14 protein-coding genes and 1 tRNA gene are annotated in these 15,370 nt (G+C 71.0%); 11 read left to right on the top strand and 4 right to left on the bottom strand.

Annotation, left to right across the window (positions count from 1 at the left end; translation table 11 throughout):
* Positions 1-19: 19 nt before the first annotated feature.
* On the bottom strand, positions 20-1,192 hold the full coding sequence (locus tag ACX6XY_RS07975; protein ID WP_460327850.1) for a TOMM precursor leader peptide-binding protein: 1,173 nt from the start codon (positions 1,190-1,192) through the stop codon (positions 20-22).
* A gap of 189 nt (positions 1,193-1,381) precedes the next feature.
* On the opposite strand from ACX6XY_RS07975, the gene ACX6XY_RS07970 reads away from it, so the two are divergent.
* From ACX6XY_RS07970 to ACX6XY_RS07955, 4 genes are all read left to right on the top strand, one after another.
* Positions 1,382-1,978 (top strand): M48 metallopeptidase family protein, encoded by a 597-nt coding sequence (locus ACX6XY_RS07970; RefSeq protein WP_460327848.1) that lies wholly within the window; start codon positions 1,382-1,384, stop codon positions 1,976-1,978.
* Positions 1,979-2,121: 143 nt separating this feature from the next.
* Positions 2,122-3,750 carry a TerD family protein gene (locus ACX6XY_RS07965; RefSeq protein ID WP_460327847.1) on the top strand — a complete coding sequence of 543 codons (1,629 nt, stop codon included), beginning with the start codon at positions 2,122-2,124 and terminating at the stop codon, positions 3,748-3,750.
* A gap of 10 nt (positions 3,751-3,760) precedes the next feature.
* A complete protein-coding gene (locus tag ACX6XY_RS07960; protein ID WP_460327846.1) occupies positions 3,761-4,444 on the top strand; it encodes an AIM24 family protein in 684 nt (227 codons plus the stop codon).
* Positions 4,445-4,456: 12 nt separating this feature from the next.
* Positions 4,457-5,212, top strand: a complete 756-nt coding sequence (locus ACX6XY_RS07955) for an AIM24 family protein (protein WP_460327845.1) — start codon at positions 4,457-4,459, stop codon at positions 5,210-5,212.
* 76 nt (positions 5,213-5,288) lie between these two features.
* Here the strand turns inward: ACX6XY_RS07955 and ACX6XY_RS07950 are convergent, their stop codons facing one another.
* Both ACX6XY_RS07950 and ACX6XY_RS07945 read right to left on the bottom strand, forming a co-directional pair.
* The gene (locus tag ACX6XY_RS07950) at positions 5,289-5,828 is read right to left on the bottom strand and encodes an NUDIX hydrolase (protein ID WP_460327844.1); all 540 of its coding nucleotides are present in this window, start codon (positions 5,826-5,828) and stop codon (positions 5,289-5,291) included.
* Complete coding sequence (locus ACX6XY_RS07945) at positions 5,825-7,279, bottom strand: zinc-dependent metalloprotease (RefSeq protein ID WP_460327842.1); 1,455 nt, start codon at positions 7,277-7,279, stop codon at positions 5,825-5,827. The genes ACX6XY_RS07950 and ACX6XY_RS07945 overlap by 4 nt, the downstream gene beginning before the upstream one ends.
* 192 nt (positions 7,280-7,471) lie before the next feature.
* Between ACX6XY_RS07945 and ACX6XY_RS07940 the strand changes: the two genes are divergently transcribed.
* The 4 genes from ACX6XY_RS07940 to ACX6XY_RS07925 all read left to right on the top strand — a co-directional run bounded on the left by ACX6XY_RS07940 (position 7,472) and on the right by ACX6XY_RS07925 (position 10,785).
* On the top strand, positions 7,472-8,638 hold the full coding sequence (locus ACX6XY_RS07940; protein ID WP_460327841.1) for an SDR family oxidoreductase: 1,167 nt from the start codon (positions 7,472-7,474) through the stop codon (positions 8,636-8,638).
* Between the two features lie 120 nt (positions 8,639-8,758).
* The gene (locus ACX6XY_RS07935; RefSeq protein WP_411056277.1) at positions 8,759-9,223 is read left to right on the top strand and encodes a molybdenum cofactor biosynthesis protein MoaE; all 465 of its coding nucleotides are present in this window, start codon (positions 8,759-8,761) and stop codon (positions 9,221-9,223) included.
* 139 nt (positions 9,224-9,362) lie between these two features.
* Positions 9,363-9,551: a hypothetical protein gene (locus ACX6XY_RS07930; protein WP_460327840.1), complete on the top strand. Its 189-nt coding sequence runs from the start codon at positions 9,363-9,365 to the stop codon at positions 9,549-9,551.
* A 145-nt stretch (positions 9,552-9,696) separates the two neighbouring features.
* A complete protein-coding gene (locus ACX6XY_RS07925) occupies positions 9,697-10,785 on the top strand; it encodes a YlbL family protein (RefSeq protein ID WP_460327839.1) in 1,089 nt (362 codons plus the stop codon).
* A gap of 45 nt (positions 10,786-10,830) precedes the next feature.
* On the opposite strand, the gene ACX6XY_RS07920 is transcribed toward ACX6XY_RS07925, so the two are convergent.
* Positions 10,831-11,388 (bottom strand): PPA1309 family protein, encoded by a 558-nt coding sequence (locus ACX6XY_RS07920; protein ID WP_460327838.1) that lies wholly within the window; start codon positions 11,386-11,388, stop codon positions 10,831-10,833.
* 146 nt (positions 11,389-11,534) lie between these two features.
* Here ACX6XY_RS07920 and ACX6XY_RS07915 point away from each other — a divergent pair, with 146 nt between their 5' ends.
* The 3 genes from ACX6XY_RS07915 to ACX6XY_RS07905 form a co-directional block, all read left to right on the top strand.
* Positions 11,535-14,441 carry a UPF0182 family membrane protein gene (locus ACX6XY_RS07915; RefSeq protein WP_460327943.1) on the top strand — a complete coding sequence of 969 codons (2,907 nt, stop codon included), beginning with the start codon at positions 11,535-11,537 and terminating at the stop codon, positions 14,439-14,441.
* 58 nt (positions 14,442-14,499) lie between these two features.
* Positions 14,500-14,573 (top strand) — tRNA-Met (locus tag ACX6XY_RS07910).
* A gap of 220 nt (positions 14,574-14,793) precedes the next feature.
* Positions 14,794-15,370: tetratricopeptide repeat protein (locus tag ACX6XY_RS07905; RefSeq protein ID WP_460327837.1), on the top strand; the 577-nt coding region annotated here is incomplete at its 3' end.

Here is a 15,370-nt window from a genome sequence, read left to right as displayed (position 1 = left end):
GCCGCGCCCTGTCGGGCGGTTACCGGGCCATTGTCTCGTGCCGCTCCCGAACCTCACTGGAGCCCTCCCGCCTAGCGCCCCGAGCCGCTCCACAGGGACAACCCGCGTGCGGCGCCACCCGGTGGGACGACCAGGCCAGGGCAGGCAGCGACACCTCGCACCGCGCCCCCGCACTCGTCGGCGACGCCCCGTCCACAAAGGCCAGCGCGTGCCCCGCGGCCAGCCCCGCCACCGCCGTCGACAGCGAGAGCTCACCGGCCGGCACCGGACGCTCCTGCCCCGAGCGCCACTGTGCCACGAGCCGCGGCCACAGCGGATCACGCTCCGCGCGCGTGCGTTCGAGACAGCCCGCGCAGGCCGACTCGCCCGGCAGGACCAGCGGCCCCACCACGCCCGTGCCCTCGATCACCCCCGCGTACAGGTGCGGTGTCCCGGTCGCCATCAGCTGCTCGGCGGCGGCCGGATCGGGCGCGTACCCGTCCAGACCCTCCCGCGGGGCCAGCACGACCAGCGAGAACCCAGGCTCCCCACGCCGCTCCGCGGCCGCGGCCGACCGCCGAGGCGGTATCGATCGGGGCAACCGGCCGGGTGCGCATCGGCGCACCAACCGTCGCGCGGCCTCCTCCCTGCGCCCCCCGACGGACTCGGCGGGCAGGCCGCCAGGCGCCACATCCCATGGCTCGACGCAGCCGCCGTCCCGTACGTCGACCCCGCCCACACCGGCCCCGGCGAGCACCGCGGCCACGCTCGCCCCGACCCGGCCCAGACCCCTGACCTGCACCCGCGTGGTGCGCCTGGCCGCCAGACGGCCCAGGGCCCCGTCCGGTTCACGGGCCGTGAGGGACAGCGCCGCCAGATCCGGGCGCAGGCGGTCCAGGGCGGGTCCAGCCCTGGACCGTAACTCCTGTGCCGCCGCGCCGCCGCCGGTCGCGTCATCCAGCAGACCCGCCGCGGCCAGCCGCGCCACCAGCCGGTCCAACTGCTCGTCGGGCAGCCCCGCGCAGCGGGCCTCCGCGCGCAGCAGCGGCAGCCCGCGGGTGCCGTCGAGCAGCGTCAGCAGTCGCGCGGTGACGGCGCCCAGCGGGCCCAGCGTCATCGCGTGCGCGGGCGCGACCCCGAACTGGGCGGTCCGCGGATCCCGCCAAGCGCGCCGCAGAGCGGGCTTCAGCATCGGATGCCTGACTGTGTGCATGGTGGTTCTCCCCGTCGGCGGTGGTTTCCTGCGATCCACCGTCAGCTTGCCCGCCCGGCCGAACGGCCGCGCAGAGTTATCCACAGGCGCGGGGCGATAGTCGTACAAGCGGTGGGTGGTGTGGGCGGATCGGCCGCGAACCGCCGCGGAGGGAGGACTTCCCCCGCCGCCAGCGGGTAACGTCAGGGCGTGCCCGCCGATCCACTGCACACCGGAAGAAGCCCGCAGCGCAGCGCGACAAGCCAGCCGCCACGCGGCTCGGCGGTGAGCGCGGTCGAGGTCCGCAGAAGCGCACGCCGACGGCGAACGGTCTCCGCGTATCGCGAGGGCGACCGGACCATCGTGCTGATCCCCGCCCGGATGTCCGAGGCGGAGGAGCAGCGCTGGGTGGGCGTCATGCTGGACAAGCTGGCGGCCCAGGAGAGCAAGCGGCTGCTCGGCGACACCGACCTGGCCGAGCGCGCGGAGCAGCTGTCCGAGCAGTACTTCGACAGCCGGGCCAGACCCACATCGGTCCGCTGGGTCACCAACCAGAACACCCGCTGGGGCTCGTGCACACCGGCCGAGGGCAGCATCCGGCTCTCGCACCGGCTGCAGGGCATGCCCGAGTACGTCGTCGACTACGTACTCCTGCACGAGCTGGCGCATCTGCTGGTGCCCGGACACGGCGCCGGGTTCTGGCAGCTCCTCGAGGCGTATCCGCGGACCGAACGGGCCCGCGGATACCTCGAAGGCGTGGTCGCGGCCGACCGGCTCCCGTACCTGCCCGCCGCGCGCGACGAGTGAGCGACGGCCCTGCCGCGACGAGTGAGCGACGGTTCTGTACCGAGTGGGTCCCGGCTTGGTTCGATGTCGCCGCTTGCCGATAGCCTGACGGACCGGACCGGGTTCACAGCCAGGACAGTCAGGATGGGGGATGGCAGGTACGCATGAGCAGGCAATTCCAACGCGGCCACAAGGCCAAGATCAGCGATCTCACCGCGGGCACGGACCTCTACGTCGGTGTGCAGATCTCGAGTCCGGGGCTGACCTTCGACATCAGCTGCTTCGGCCTCGACGCCTCCGAGCAGCTGTCCGACGACCGCTACTTCATCTTCTTCAATCAGCCGAAATCCCCCGAGGAATCCCTGCAGCTGCTCGGCGCGCAGGCGGGTGACACCGAGTCCTTCCGGGTGACGCTCGACCGGATTCCGCCGCAGATCCAGAAGCTGTCCTTCACCGCGACGATCGACGGCGCGGGCCAGATGTCGCAGATCGCCCCCGGCTACATCCGGATCGTCGCAGGCGGCGACGAGGTGGCCCGGTACGCCTTCGACGGCTCGGAGTTCACCACCGAGCGCGCGGTGATGCTGGGCGACTTCTATCTGAAGGACGTCTGGCGGTTCGCCGCGGTCGGCCAGGGCTTCGACGGCGGACTCGACGCCCTGCTGAGGAACTTCGGCGGCGAGGTCGCCGAGGAGGAGCCAGCGCCGCAGCAGCCGCAGGGCGCGGCCCCCGGTTTCGCCCCGCCCGCGCAGCCTGCCGCGCCCGCCCCGTCCTTCGGCGCACCGGCCCAGCCGGACCCGACACCGCCTCCGGCCCCCGCCCCGTCCTTCGGCGCACCCCCCGCCCAGGCCGGCCCCGTGCCCGCCCAGCCCCCGGCGCCGCAGCCCCCGGCCCCCGCCGCGCCGAACATGCACGCCGCGCCGACCATGGCCGCACCCCTGGCTCCGCAGGGCACACCTCCGCCGCCCCCGCCGCCCGCACCCGCGCCGTACGGGCAGCAGCCCCCGCAGCCGCCCCAGCAGCCGCAGTTCGGCCAGGTCCCCGGCCAGCCCGCGGCCCCCGGCCCGACCCCGTACGGGCAGCCTCCAGGCGCTCCTCAGGGCATGCCGCAGGGCGTACCCCAGGGCGGCGGCACCGGACTCGGCGTCAGCCTGGAGAAGTACCGCGAGGCTCCCACCGGCCAGCGCTGGGCCCTGCAGAACGGCCAGCTGGCCCGCGCCGACCTCGGCGTCGACCCGCGGCCCGTGCTCGCCCGGCAGGGCAGCATGGTCCTCTACCAGGGCAAGGTCGACTTCAGCTATAAGGGCGCCGGATTCGCCGGCCGCATCACCGGCAACGCCACCGGCCAGGAAATGCAGCTGATGCGCTGCACCGGCGGCGGTCAGGTGTTCTTCGCCGAGGACGCCGCGTATCTGCACCCGATCGAGCTCCAGGGCGACGCGATCTGCGTCTCCGCGGAGAACGTCCTCGCCTTCGACGAGTCCCTCCAGCACGAGGTGCGCCGCATCGAGGGCCACGGCATTCCCGGCGGCGCGCTCTACACCATGCAGTTCCAGGGCACGGGGACCGTCGTCGTGAAGACCAAGGGCACCCCGGTCGTGCTCCCGGTCACCCCGACGACCTTCGCGGACGCGGACGCCGTGGTCGCCTGGTCGGCCGCGTCCCAGGTGATCGTCTCCAGCCAGGTGCGGCTGCGCCGTCAGGCCTACCCCGGACACAGCGGGGAGAGCGTGAACCTGCAGTTCCGCGGCGCGCCCGGCAACTTCATCGTCGTCCAGCCCTACGAGGTCTGAGGAGCCCGTCATGACGCAGCAGCCCATCGCGGGCTTCGCCCCGACACCGCCAGCCCAGCGCATGGAGAACCACGGCAGCAACATGCTCAAGGTCGCCATGCAGAGCGGCTACGACCTCTTCGCGCGCACCGGCTCGATGGTCGCCTACGAGGGCTTCGTCCAGTACGAGCCCAACCCGCCCGCCGTCCGGCAGATGGCCTCCCAGTGGCTCACCGGCGAAGGCGCCCCGCTGATGCGCTGCCACGGCGACGGGCTGCTCTACCTCGCGGACTACGGCGCGGATGTCGTTGTCCTCAACCTCGCGGGTGACAGCCTCTCCGTCAACGGCACCAATGTGCTGGCCTTCGACGCCCAGCTCCAGTGGCAGGTCGAGCGGGTCAAGGGCATGGCCAAGTTCAGCGGGCAGGGCCTGTTCAACGTCTCGATCACGGGCAACGGCTGGGTCGCCCTGACCTCCCGCGGCACCCCGATCGTGGTCGACTGCGGACGCGGCGATGACGAGACCTATGTGGACCCGGACGCCCTCGTCGCCTGGTCCACGAACCTCAAGGTCAAGGGCAAGCGCAGCTTCAAGGCCTCCTCGATGATCGGCCGCGGCAGCGGCGAGGCCTACCAGCTGGGTTTCTCCGGCCAGGGATTCGTCGTCGTACAGCCCAGTGAGGACAGCGCCGACCGCCTCCGGGCACGCGGCTGAGGGAGCGCACACATGCAGAGTCCGCTTTTCGCACACACAGAGGTCCAGACACAGGACCGTTACGCGCTCCAGAACGAGAGGCTGCTGCGCGTCTCCCTGTCCGGCCACGAGGACGTGCTGGCCCGCCAGGGCAGCATGGTCGCCTACCAGGGGATGCTGGAGTTCGACGGCGAGTACCAGAGCCGCGGCCAGCAGCAGGCGCGGGCCGTGACCGGTGAGGGCCTGAGCCTGATGCGCTGCTCGGGGCAGGGCACCGTCTACCTCGCCAACCTCGCCCAGAGCATCCACATCGTCGACGTCGGCCAGGACGGCCTGACCGTCGACGGCGCGTATGTGCTGGCCCTGGACTCCCATCTGCACTGGGACGTCATCAGCGTCGACAGCCAGTACGGGATCTCCGGCTCGGGCAAGTACAACCTGGCCATCACCGGCCAGGGCAAGGTGGCCCTGATGACCTCGGGGCAGCCCCTGATGATGCGGGTCACGCCCGAGAAGTACGTCAACGCCGACGCGGACGCGGTGGTCGCCTGGTCGACCTCGCTGCGGGTGCAGATGCAGTCCCAGACGAGCTCGTCCGGGGTGTGGCGCCGCCGGGGCGCCACCGGGGAGGGCTGGGAGCTCAGCTTCATGGGAGAGGGCTTCGCCCTCGTCCAGCCCAGTGAGCTGCTGCCGCCGCAGAACGCCGTGATCGGCCAGGGCCTGGCCGCGCAGTTCGGCATGGGGCAGCAGGGCGCGCGGGGCCAGAACCAGGGCAACGCCTGGAGCTGACCCGTACGGGTCCGGACAACGGGAAACGGTAAGGGGCGATCGCCAGGCGACCGCCCCTTACTCGTACGTCAGACCGTCAGACCGTCAGGCGGTCGCGGGCGGCCGCCAGCAGCCGCCCCACCGAACCGTCGCTCACCTCGGCCACTTCGTCATAGGCGAACCAGCGCAGGTCCAGTGACTCCTCGCTGATCCGCTCGACCGCACCGGCCGGAGCCAGCGCGGCGTACTGCACATCGAGATGCCAGTGGCAGGGCGCCGGGATCGGATGCCGGTCCAGCGTCACCGGGCCACCGGGCAGCAGAGTCAGCCCAGGGACCCCCGACTCCTCGGTGGCCTCGCGCAGCGCGGCATCGGCGAGCGTGGCGTCCTGCGGCTCGCAGTGCCCGCCCATCTGCAGCCACATCCGCAGCTTCTTGTGCAGAGTCAGCAGCACGCGCCCGCGTGCGGGGTCGATGACCAGCGCGCTCGCCGTCACATGCCCGGCCGTGCAGGCCTTCCACATGCCGTCCGGGTGTGCGGCCAGGTGGTCCAGATAGAGCTGGCGCAGCTCTGCCTGCTCTCCGTGCCGCGTCTCGTAGCCCTTCAGTACGAGTACGGCGTCGTCGTGGAGGCTCACTCGCCGTCCCCGCTCTTGCGCTCGCCGCCGTCCTCGTCGTCCTTCCTGAGGTCCGGCTTGCCCGCCGGGCCGCCGCCCGCCGCCTCGCCGAGCATCTTGTCCAGCTCGGAGAAGTCCAGCTGCTCGTGGTGGACGAAGCCGTCCGGGTCGTCCAGGTCCTGGGCGGTCGGCAGCATGTCCGGGTGCTCCCACAGGTGGTCCCGGCCGTCCACACCGCGCGCGTCCGTGAGCGAGGCCCACAGCCGCGAGGCGTCCCGCAGCCGACGCGGCCGCAGCTCAAGCCCGATCAGCGTCGCGAACGTCTGCTCCGCGGGGCCGCCCGTGGCACGCCGCCTGCGCAGCGTCTCACGCAGCGCCGACGCCGAGGTCAGCCGGTCCTTGGCGGCCTCGTGCACCACCGCGTCCACCCAGCCCTCGACCAGCGCGAGCGCCGTCTCCAGGCGGGCCAGGGCGGCCTTCTGCTCCGGGGTGTCCTCAGGCTGGAACATGCCCTGCTGGAGCGCGTTCTGCAGCTCCTCCGGGTTCTGCGGGTCGAACTGACCGACCACGTCCTCCAGCTTCGAGGTGTCGACCTTGATGCCGCGCGCGTACCCCTCCACCGCGCCGAACAGGTGCGAGCGCAGCCACGGCACATGGGAGAACAGCCGCTGGTGGGCCGCCTCGCGCAAGGCCAGATACAGCCGGACCTCGTCCAGGGGCACCCCCAGGTCCTTGCCGAACGCCGCGATGTTCACCGGGAGCAGCGCGGCCTTGCCCGCCGGGCCCAGCGGCAGCCCGATGTCGGTCGAGCCGACCACCTCGCCCGCGAGCACGCCCACGGCCTGCCCGATCTGCTGGCCGAACATCGCGCCGCCCATCGAGCGCATCATCCCGAGCAGCGGACCGGCCATGGCCTGCATCTCCTCGGGCAGTACGTCGCCCATCGCGGCCCCGACCCGCTCGGCCACCGGGTCGACCAGCTCCTGCCACACCGGCAGCGTCGCCTCGACCCACTCGGCCCGAGACCACGCCACCGCCGCGCCCGCCCCGGAGGGCAGCGAGGTCGCGCCGTCCAGCCACAGGTCGGCCAGCCGCACCGCCTCCTCGACGCCGGACCGCTCGGCGGGGCCGACACTGGCGTCCTTGCCGCCGTCAGAGGTGCCCTGCGAGACGGTCTGCCGGGCGATCTGCTTGGCCATGTCCCAGTTCACCGGGCCGCCCTCGTACGACAGCATCTGGCCCAGCTGCTGGAAGGCGGCGCCCAGGTCGCTCGGGTCCATGGAACCGAACATCGCGGCGAACGGGTTGTCGCCCCCCGCGCCGCCGGCGCCACCGAGGCCGAAGCCGAACGGGCCCGCGGGTCCCTGGGCGTCGCCGCCCTGTCCCCCACCGGGGGTGCCCTTCTTCTTGCCCTCGTCGCCGTCTTCCGGCTCCTCCGGCGGAAGGCCGAATCCGAATGGGGTGTCACTCACGGGAATCCTCGGCTCGTAGGGCCGTCGGCCACTGGCCGACGGCGGCTGCCCGACTTTTGCCATCCAGCGTAGACACCCGAGCGGCTTCGGGGCTCGGTGCTCCGCTGCCGCGCGGGCTGCGGCAGGATGGACGCCACCTGGTCCATACGCGTCTTTCGCGTACGTACTGAAGACAACCGCTGGAGACGCCCGGTGAGTTCCCCAGATCCGCAGGTTCGCGCAGCGCGAAACCATTCAACCGTCACCCACCCGACATCCGGTCACCAGCCGTCGGCCGAGCCAGGACGCTCCGGCGCCCCCGCGTCCGCGCGCGGCCCCGTGGTGGCCGTCACGGGCGCCGCGTCCGGTGTCGGCGCGCTGCTGACCGAGCGCCTGTCCGCGTCCGACGCGATCAAGCAGGTCCTGGCCATCGACGAGCGCAGGGGCGAGTGCGCGGCGGCGCAGTGGCACATCCTCGACGTCCGCGACCCGGCCATCGCCGAGAAGCTGCGGGGCGTGGACGTCGTCGTCCACCTCGCGCTCGATCTCGACCTGGACACCGACCCCGCGGCCCGCACGGCCTACAACGTCCGCGGGACGCAGACCGTCCTCACGGCCGCGGCGGCGGCCGGGGTGCACCGGGTGGTGCTGTGCACGTCGGCGATGGTCTACGGGGCGCTGCCGGACAACGAGCTGCCGCTCGCCGAGGACGCCGAGCTGCGGGCGACCGCGGAGGCCACCGGCGTCGGCGACCTCCTGGAGGTCGAACGGCTGGCTCGCCGCGCGCCCCGCGCGCACCCTGGGCTCAATGTCACCGTGCTGCGCCCCACCGTCCTGGTGGGCGGCACCGACACCGCGCTGACCCGCTACTTCGAGTCGCCGCGCCTGCTGGTGGTGGCCGATTCACGCCCTGTGTGGCAGTTCTGCCATGTCGACGACCTGTGCAGCGCGCTGGAGTACGCCGTACTGGAGAAGGTCGAGGGCGAGCTGGCCGTCGGCTGCGACGGATGGCTGGAGCAGGAGGAGGTGGAGGAGCTCAGCGGCATCCGGCGGATGGAGCTCCCCTCGGCGGTCGCCCTGGGCGCGGCCGCCCGGCTGCACCGGATCGGCCTCACCCCCTCGCCGGCGGGTGACCTCGCGTACACGATGCACCCCTGGGTGGTCAGCGTCACCGGACTGCACGACGCGGGCTGGCGGCCGCAGTGGACCAACGAGGAGGTGCTCGCCGAGCTGCTCGACGAGGTCTCCGGGCGGCACACCGTCGCGGGGCGGCGGCTGGGCCGCAAGGACGCCACGGCCGCGGGCGCGGCGGGCGCGACGGTCGCGCTGCTGGGCACGGCCGCCCTGGTCCGCAAGGTCCGCAAGTGGCGTGGCATGTGATCGCAGGCCACGCGCGCGGCTTGGACGGCGCGTTTCTGTAGGAGGCTCCATACGACGGGCATGCGGGCCGGTCGAAAACGCTATTCCGCGATGTCAGTCCCGTGCGGCACCATGGTCGGCATGGCAGCAGCACGGTATGACCACCCCGGCGAGCAGGCGGCACAGGACCCGATCCGGCTGCTCGCCATCCGCGACACCCCGCTCTCGCTCGACGAGGTCTTCAAGGCGGCCGGTGACGACGCCGCGGGCGGCACGGCGCTGTTCGTGGGCACGGTCCGCAACCACGACGGCGGCGCCGACGTCGACGCGCTCGGCTACTCATGCCATCCCACGGCCGAGGCGGAGCTGCGGCGGGTGGCCGAGAAGGTCGTCGCCGAGCACCCGGTGCGCGCCCTGGCCGCGGTGCATCGCGTCGGCGACCTGGTGGTCGGGGACCTCGCGGTGGTCGTCGCGGTGTCCTGCCCGCACCGCGCGGAGGCCTTCGCCGCCTGCCGTCAGCTGATCGACGACCTGAAGCACGAGGTGCCGATCTGGAAGCACCAGACGTTCTCGGACGGCACCGAGGAGTGGGTGGGCGCCTGCTGACGCCCCCTGTCTGACGCCCCTGCCTGATGTGCCCCCTGGGGGCTTCCGGTTGCGTAACCGGGAGGCTCCGGTGAGCGTTGACGGTGCGGAGAGTTCATCTGTTTATCAGTTGCGTTCGCTCAGGGGCCAGGAGGACGGCGTGGCAGTACTTCTGTGGTTGCTGATTCCCCTGGTGGCCGCGGTCGGCGCCGGGCTGTGGGGCAGCTGGGCCGCCAGCCACCGCCGTACGGGAGACGGCTCCGGGCTTGACGGCTACGCGCGGTTCAGGGCCGCGATGGAGAACCGCGCCGTGCGCGAGACGTCCGGATCCGGCACGGACGCGGGCTGAGCCGCGCCGCACACCGGAGCCGGACCCGGACCCGGAGGGCCGACACCGGGCGCTGGTACCGGGCGCTGATGCCGGGCGTCGGGGCCGACCACCAACGGACCGGCCCCAGGGGTGCGCGCACAGGCCCGTCCCGTACTGTCGTTCCATGCCACGCCGCACCGCGACGATGCTCGCCTCGACCCTGATGCTGATCGCTCTGCTCATCACGGGACTGCTGTTCAACGTGCCGTACTCGGAGATGACGCCGGGGCCGACGGAGAACACGCTGGGCGCGAAGAGCGGCGAGCCGGTGATCAAGATCACCGGACGGGAGTCCTACGAGACGAGCGGCAACCTCAACATGACCACGGTCCGGGTCACCAGCGCGGATTACCCCATGACGCTCTTCAAGGCGGTGTACGGCTGGCTGGCGGACGACAACCTCGTCGTACCGCACGACACGCTCTATCCCGACGGCAAGACGGAGGAGGAGTCGACCCAGGAGAACGCCGAGGAGTTCACCCAGTCCCAGGAGTCCGCCAAGGTCGCGGCCCTGCGGGAGCTGGACATCCCGGTGGGCTCCCAGGTCGTCGTCGCCACGGTCGTCAAGGGCGGTCCGTCCGAGGGGAAGCTGCACGCGGGCGACGTCATCGAGAGGGTGGACGGCGCGGCGGTGAACGAGCTGTCGGACGTGGCGAAGTTCGTCACCGAGCACCAGCCGGGCGAGGACGTCGTCCTCACCATCGTCCCCGCCAAGGAGGCCGCGGCCGCCGAGAAGGAGGACCGGAAGCCGACCGTGACCCAGCAGGTCACCGTCACCACCGCGAAGGCCGGGGAGGACGACCACGCGATCGTCGGGATCACGGCGGGCCGGGACTACACCTACCCGTTCACGATCGACATCACGCTGCCCGACGTGGGCGGCCCCAGCGCGGGGCTGATGTTCGCGCTCGGCATCGTCGACAAGCTGACCCCCGACGACCTCACCGGCGGGAAGTTCGTCGCCGGGACGGGCACGATCGACGAGGAGGGCGAGGTCGGCCCGATCGGCGGGATCGGGATGAAGACCGTGGGCGCGCGCAGGAGCGGCGCCGAGTACTTCCTCACCCCCGAGGACAACTGCGCCAGCGCCCTGAAGAACGTCCCCGACGGTCTGACCCTGGTGAAGGTCAAGACCATCGACGACGCGCGTGAGTCCGTCGAGGACATCGCCGCGGGCCGGGTCGCCGACCTGCCGCGCTGCACCAAGAGCTGACCGGCCAGGCGCGCCGCGTGACGTCCGGCACGCGGAGCGCCCGGCTCAGGCGACGAACGTCGCGGCCAGCGCGTCGGCGAGGCCCGGAACCAGATCGGCCCCGGTGAGCACCTCGGTCGGCGAGTCCTTCTCGCGCAGCCGCAACGCCGACTCACGCGCGCCGTCCCGCAGCACCGCGACCGTCATCCGGACCTCCTGGCGGTCCGGGTGCTTCGCGACCCACTTGGCGAGCTGCGCCTCGTTCAGGCCGTCCGGCACCGAGGCCTCCGCGGACGGCGGCAGCATCATCCGCTCCACGGTGAGGGCGCAGCCGGTCACCGCGTCCGGCCAGGCGATGGTGCCGAGGAACTCGTCCAGCGGGCTGCCGGCCGGGAGCTCCTCCTGCTCGATGGGGGTGAGGTCGGCGGCGGACTCGTCGCCGGTCAGGCCGAGGCGCTCGGCGAGCCCCGGCTCCTGGGCGCGCAGCTGAGCGCTGTCCACCAGAGCGAACAGTCGTGCGGGCTGATCCCAGCCGAGTCCGGCGATGTAGTCGTCGATCTCGAGCACGGCGCGGGTGAGTGGGCTCGCGGCCATCGGGGGGCCGGAGGGGGAATGGTTGGGCATAACCAACATCCTGCCTCGTTCGCCCCCCGAATCGGGAACTGAGTAAAGCTTCGGTAAGTTGCATCAGTGGGCTCTACGATCGCTGAGCCTGATCTACCGACAGCGACTCCACAGCGAACTTAGAGGTGCGCACCTTGGCTTTCCAGATGCCGGACCGCGGCGGAGGCCCATCCGGGCCACGGATCAAAGTGGGCCGACCCTCCCGTCGGGTCCGGAACCTGCTCCTGACGTTGGGCGTGCTGGCCGTCCTGGCCATGCTCTTCGTCATGTTCGCGGGCTTCTGGACGGACTGGCTGTGGTATAGGTCCGTCGAATACTCGTCTGTCTTCACCAGGACTCTGTGGACCAAGATCGGGCTGTTTGCCGTCTTCGGGCTGCTGATGTCGGCGGCCGTGGGCGTCAACATCTGGCTCGCCCACCGGCTGCGGCCGCCGCTGAGCGCCATGTCGATGGAGCAGCAGAGCCTCGACCGGTACCGCATGAGCATCGCGCCGTACAAGAAGTGGATCCTGCTGTCGATCACCGCCCTGGTCGGGCTGATCGCCGGCGCCTCCGCGACGGGCCAGTGGCGGACCTGGATGCTGTGGGTGAACGGCACGTCCTTCGGGAAGACGGACCCGCAGTTCAAGATGGACATCTCGTTCTTCATGTTCGATCTGCCCTGGTACCGCTTCCTGCTCGGTTTCGGGTTCGCCGCCACGGTGCTCGGGCTGATCGCCGCCGCGCTGACCCACTACCTGTACGGCGGGCTGCGCATCACCACGCCGGGTTCGCGGGCCACGGCCGCCGCCACTGGTCACCTCTCGGTGCTGCTCGGCATCTTCGTGGCGCTCAAGGCCGTCGCGTACTGGTTCGACCGCTATGGCCTGGTCGTCAAGTCGGGAGACATCAAGAGCGCCGACAACTGGGTCGGCCTGCGGTATGTCGACGCCAACGCCTATCTGCCCGCCAAGACGATCCTGTTCTTCATCGCGGTCATCTGCGCGGTGCTGTTCTTCGCCACCCTGTGGCGGCGCACCTGGCAGCTGCCGCTGATCGGCTTCGGCCTGATGGTGCTCTCCGCGCTGCTGATCGGCGGCCTGTACCCGGCGATCGTGCAGCAGTTCCAGGTCAAGCCGAACGAGCAGGCCAAGGAGACGCCGTACATCAAGAAGAACATCGACGCGACCCGTGAGGCCTACGGCATCGCCGATGTGAAGCCGGAGGACTACGCGGACGGGGAGGGCAAGGAAGGCGAGCAGGGCCCCGAGGGCCTGCGCAAGACCGCCGACGCGACGGCCAGCTACCGGCTGAACGACCCGAACGTCGTCTCGCCGACCTTCCAGCAGCTCCAGCAGGAGCGTAAGTACTACCAGTTCCCGACGACGCTGGACGTGGACCGGTACAACGGTCAGGACACCGTCATCGGTCTGCGTGAGCTGGACCTCGCCCGAGTCGACAAGCGCAACTGGATCAACCAGCACTTCATCTACACCCACGGCTACGGCGCGGTCGCGGCCAAGGGCACGGAGATCGAGGAGCACTCCGAGGGAACCCCGGACTTCACCTCGTCGGGTCTGCCGACCACCGGTGACTTCCCGAAGGACTACCAGCAGCGGATCTACTTCGGCGAGAAGACCACCCAGTACTCGATCGTCGGCGGTCCGCAGAAGGAGCTCGACTACGAGCAGGCCGGTGGCCAGAAGACCTACAGCTACGACGGCAAGGGCGGGATCGACCTCTCGAACCCGATCAACCGCGCGGCGTACGCGGCGGTCTTCAGCGAGCCGCAGATCCTGTACTCGGGAGCGATCGGCGAGGGTTCGGAGATCCTCTACAACCGCACGCCCAAGGAGCGAGTGGAGGCCGTCGCCCCGTGGCTGACCATCGACGGCGACGCCTACCCCGCGGTGATCGGCGACAAGATCCAGTGGATCGTCGACGCGTACACCACCAGCAACAACTACCCGTACTCGTCGCGCACCACCCTGGGTGACACCACCGCGGACTCGCTGACCGACGACGACAGCCAGCGGGCCGTCCTCGCCCAGGAGAACCGGGTCAACTACATCCGCAACTCGGTGAAGGCCACCGTCGACGCCTACGACGGCACGGTCAAGCTCTACACGTGGGACACGGACGACCCGGTCCTGAAGACCTGGAAGAAGGCGTTCCCCGGCACCGTCGAGGGCAAGGACAAGATCCCGGCGGAACTCATGGAGCACCTGCGCTACCCGCAGGACATGTTCAAGGTCCAGCGTGAGCTGCTGAGCACCTACCACGTCACCAGCGCCACGCAGTTCTACAACGCGAGTGACGTGTGGCAGGTGCCCAACGACCCGACGAGCAAGGGCGACACGGCCGTCCCGCCGTACTACCTGTCGCTGCGGATGCCCGGCGACAGCGCCCAGAAGTTCTCGCTGACCAGCACCTACACCCCCAGCGGACGCCCGCACCTGGCCTCCTACATGGCGGTGGACGCGGATGCCAGCAGCGACGACTACGGCACCATAAGGCTGCTGCGGGTCAAGGGCGACAACGTCGACGGTCCCGTCCAGTGGCAGAGCAAGCTCAGCTCGCGGCCGGAGGTACAGGAGTTCACCCGGAACGCCGAGACGTCGAAGTCGAACATGCTCTTCGGCAACCTGCTCGCCGTGCCGATGAACGACGACTTCCTCTACGTCGAGCCGATCTACGTCCAGGGCAGCAACGCCCAGTACCCGCTGCTGAAGAAGGTCGCGGTGTCGTACGGCGGTGAGACGGCCTTCGAGGACAGTCTCAAGGAGGCGCTGGACAAGGTCTTCGGCGCCAACGGAGAGGAACCGAAGGAGCCGGAGAAGCCGGATGAGCCGGATGAGCCGACCGAGCCCGGTGAGCAGCCAGGTACGGACGAGCCCAAGGACCCGACGGTCGAGAAGGCCTTCGACGACGCCCAGAAGGCGTACGAGAAGGGCCAGAAGGCGCTGAAGGACGGCGACTTGGCGGAGTACGCCAAGGCGATGGACGAGCTGGAGAAGGCCCTGGAGCGGGGCCGCGAGGCCCGTGACAAGGAGGCCGGATCGGGCGGCGACTAGGCCCGCTCTGACGTGTCGGGGCTCCTGCTCGCGCCGTGGTACGGTTTGTACACAACGGCGCGGGGTGGAGCAGCTCGGTAGCTCGCTGGGCTCATAACCCAGAGGTCGCAGGTTCAAATCCTGTCCCCGCTACTGACGACGAAGGCCCGGACTCTCAACGGAGAGTCCGGGCCTTCGTCTTGTGGTGCGCGGCGGGGTGACCATGCGGTTGTGCGGGCGACCGGTGCTGCGCGTGGGGGGAGTTGGCAGATCTGTGTTTGACTTATCTCTCTGTGGGCATGTCGACAAAACGCTGAAGTGACCTCACTGGCCGCGGTATACCAGGTGTACCCGTGTTGCAGGTGGTGCGACGATGGATGGTATGGGGGACAGGGCGACTCTGTTGGAGACAGGGCGACTTACACGGTCGGCCGACCGGGACGAACCCGGCGAGGCCGAGGATGAGGTGCGCCACCGCAGCGCCGCCGACGCGGGTGACACCGCCTCGATGAGCGTCCTCGGGGCCCTGCTGCTGCGCCGTGGCGATCTCGACGGCGCCGAACCCTATCTGCGTGCCGCCACCGCCGACGGGGACCGTGCCGCCGCGAACAACCTCGGGGTCCTGCTCCACCAGCGCGGATACGCGGACGAGGCGGCCGGGTGGTGGCGGGTCGCCGCCGTGGCCGGTTCCGCGGCCGCCGCGCACGCGCTCGGACGTCACCACCGCGAGCGCGGCGACGAACCGGCCGCCGAGTACTGGCTGCGCCAGTCCGCCGAACAGGGCCATGTGCTGGGCGCGTACGCGCTGGCCGACCTGCTGGAGCACCGCGGCGACGTCAGCGCCGAGCGCTGGATGCGCACCGCGGCGGAACACGGGCACCGAGAGGCGGCGTACCGCCTGGCCCGCGCGCTGGAGCGGCGGGCCGCCGCGGGCGGCCGCGGCCCGGCGC

The sequence above is a fragment of the Streptomyces sp. O3 genome (assembly GCF_054788135.1).
The sequence above is the reverse complement of the archived record's forward strand: the minus strand, read 5'-3'. Positions and strand labels throughout refer to the sequence as shown.

What these genes read in the sequence shown, in the direction of transcription:
- ACX6XY_RS07920 (WP_460327838.1), bottom strand. Translation starts at nt 11,388, where the DNA reads ATGCCCAACCATTCCCCCTCCGGCCCCCCGATGGCCGCGAGCCCACTC.
- ACX6XY_RS07960 (WP_460327846.1), top strand. Translation starts at nt 3,761, where the DNA reads ATGACGCAGCAGCCCATCGCGGGCTTCGCCCCGACACCGCCAGCCCAG.
- ACX6XY_RS07915 (WP_460327943.1), top strand. Translation starts at nt 11,535, where the DNA reads ATGCCGGACCGCGGCGGAGGCCCATCCGGGCCACGGATCAAAGTGGGC.
- ACX6XY_RS07965 (WP_460327847.1), top strand. Translation starts at nt 2,122, where the DNA reads ATGAGCAGGCAATTCCAACGCGGCCACAAGGCCAAGATCAGCGATCTC.
- ACX6XY_RS07975 (WP_460327850.1), bottom strand. Translation starts at nt 1,192, where the DNA reads ATGCACACAGTCAGGCATCCGATGCTGAAGCCCGCTCTGCGGCGCGCT.
- ACX6XY_RS07935 (WP_411056277.1), top strand. Translation starts at nt 8,759, where the DNA reads ATGGCAGCAGCACGGTATGACCACCCCGGCGAGCAGGCGGCACAGGAC.
- ACX6XY_RS07955 (WP_460327845.1), top strand. Translation starts at nt 4,457, where the DNA reads ATGCAGAGTCCGCTTTTCGCACACACAGAGGTCCAGACACAGGACCGT.
- ACX6XY_RS07925 (WP_460327839.1), top strand. Translation starts at nt 9,697, where the DNA reads ATGCCACGCCGCACCGCGACGATGCTCGCCTCGACCCTGATGCTGATC.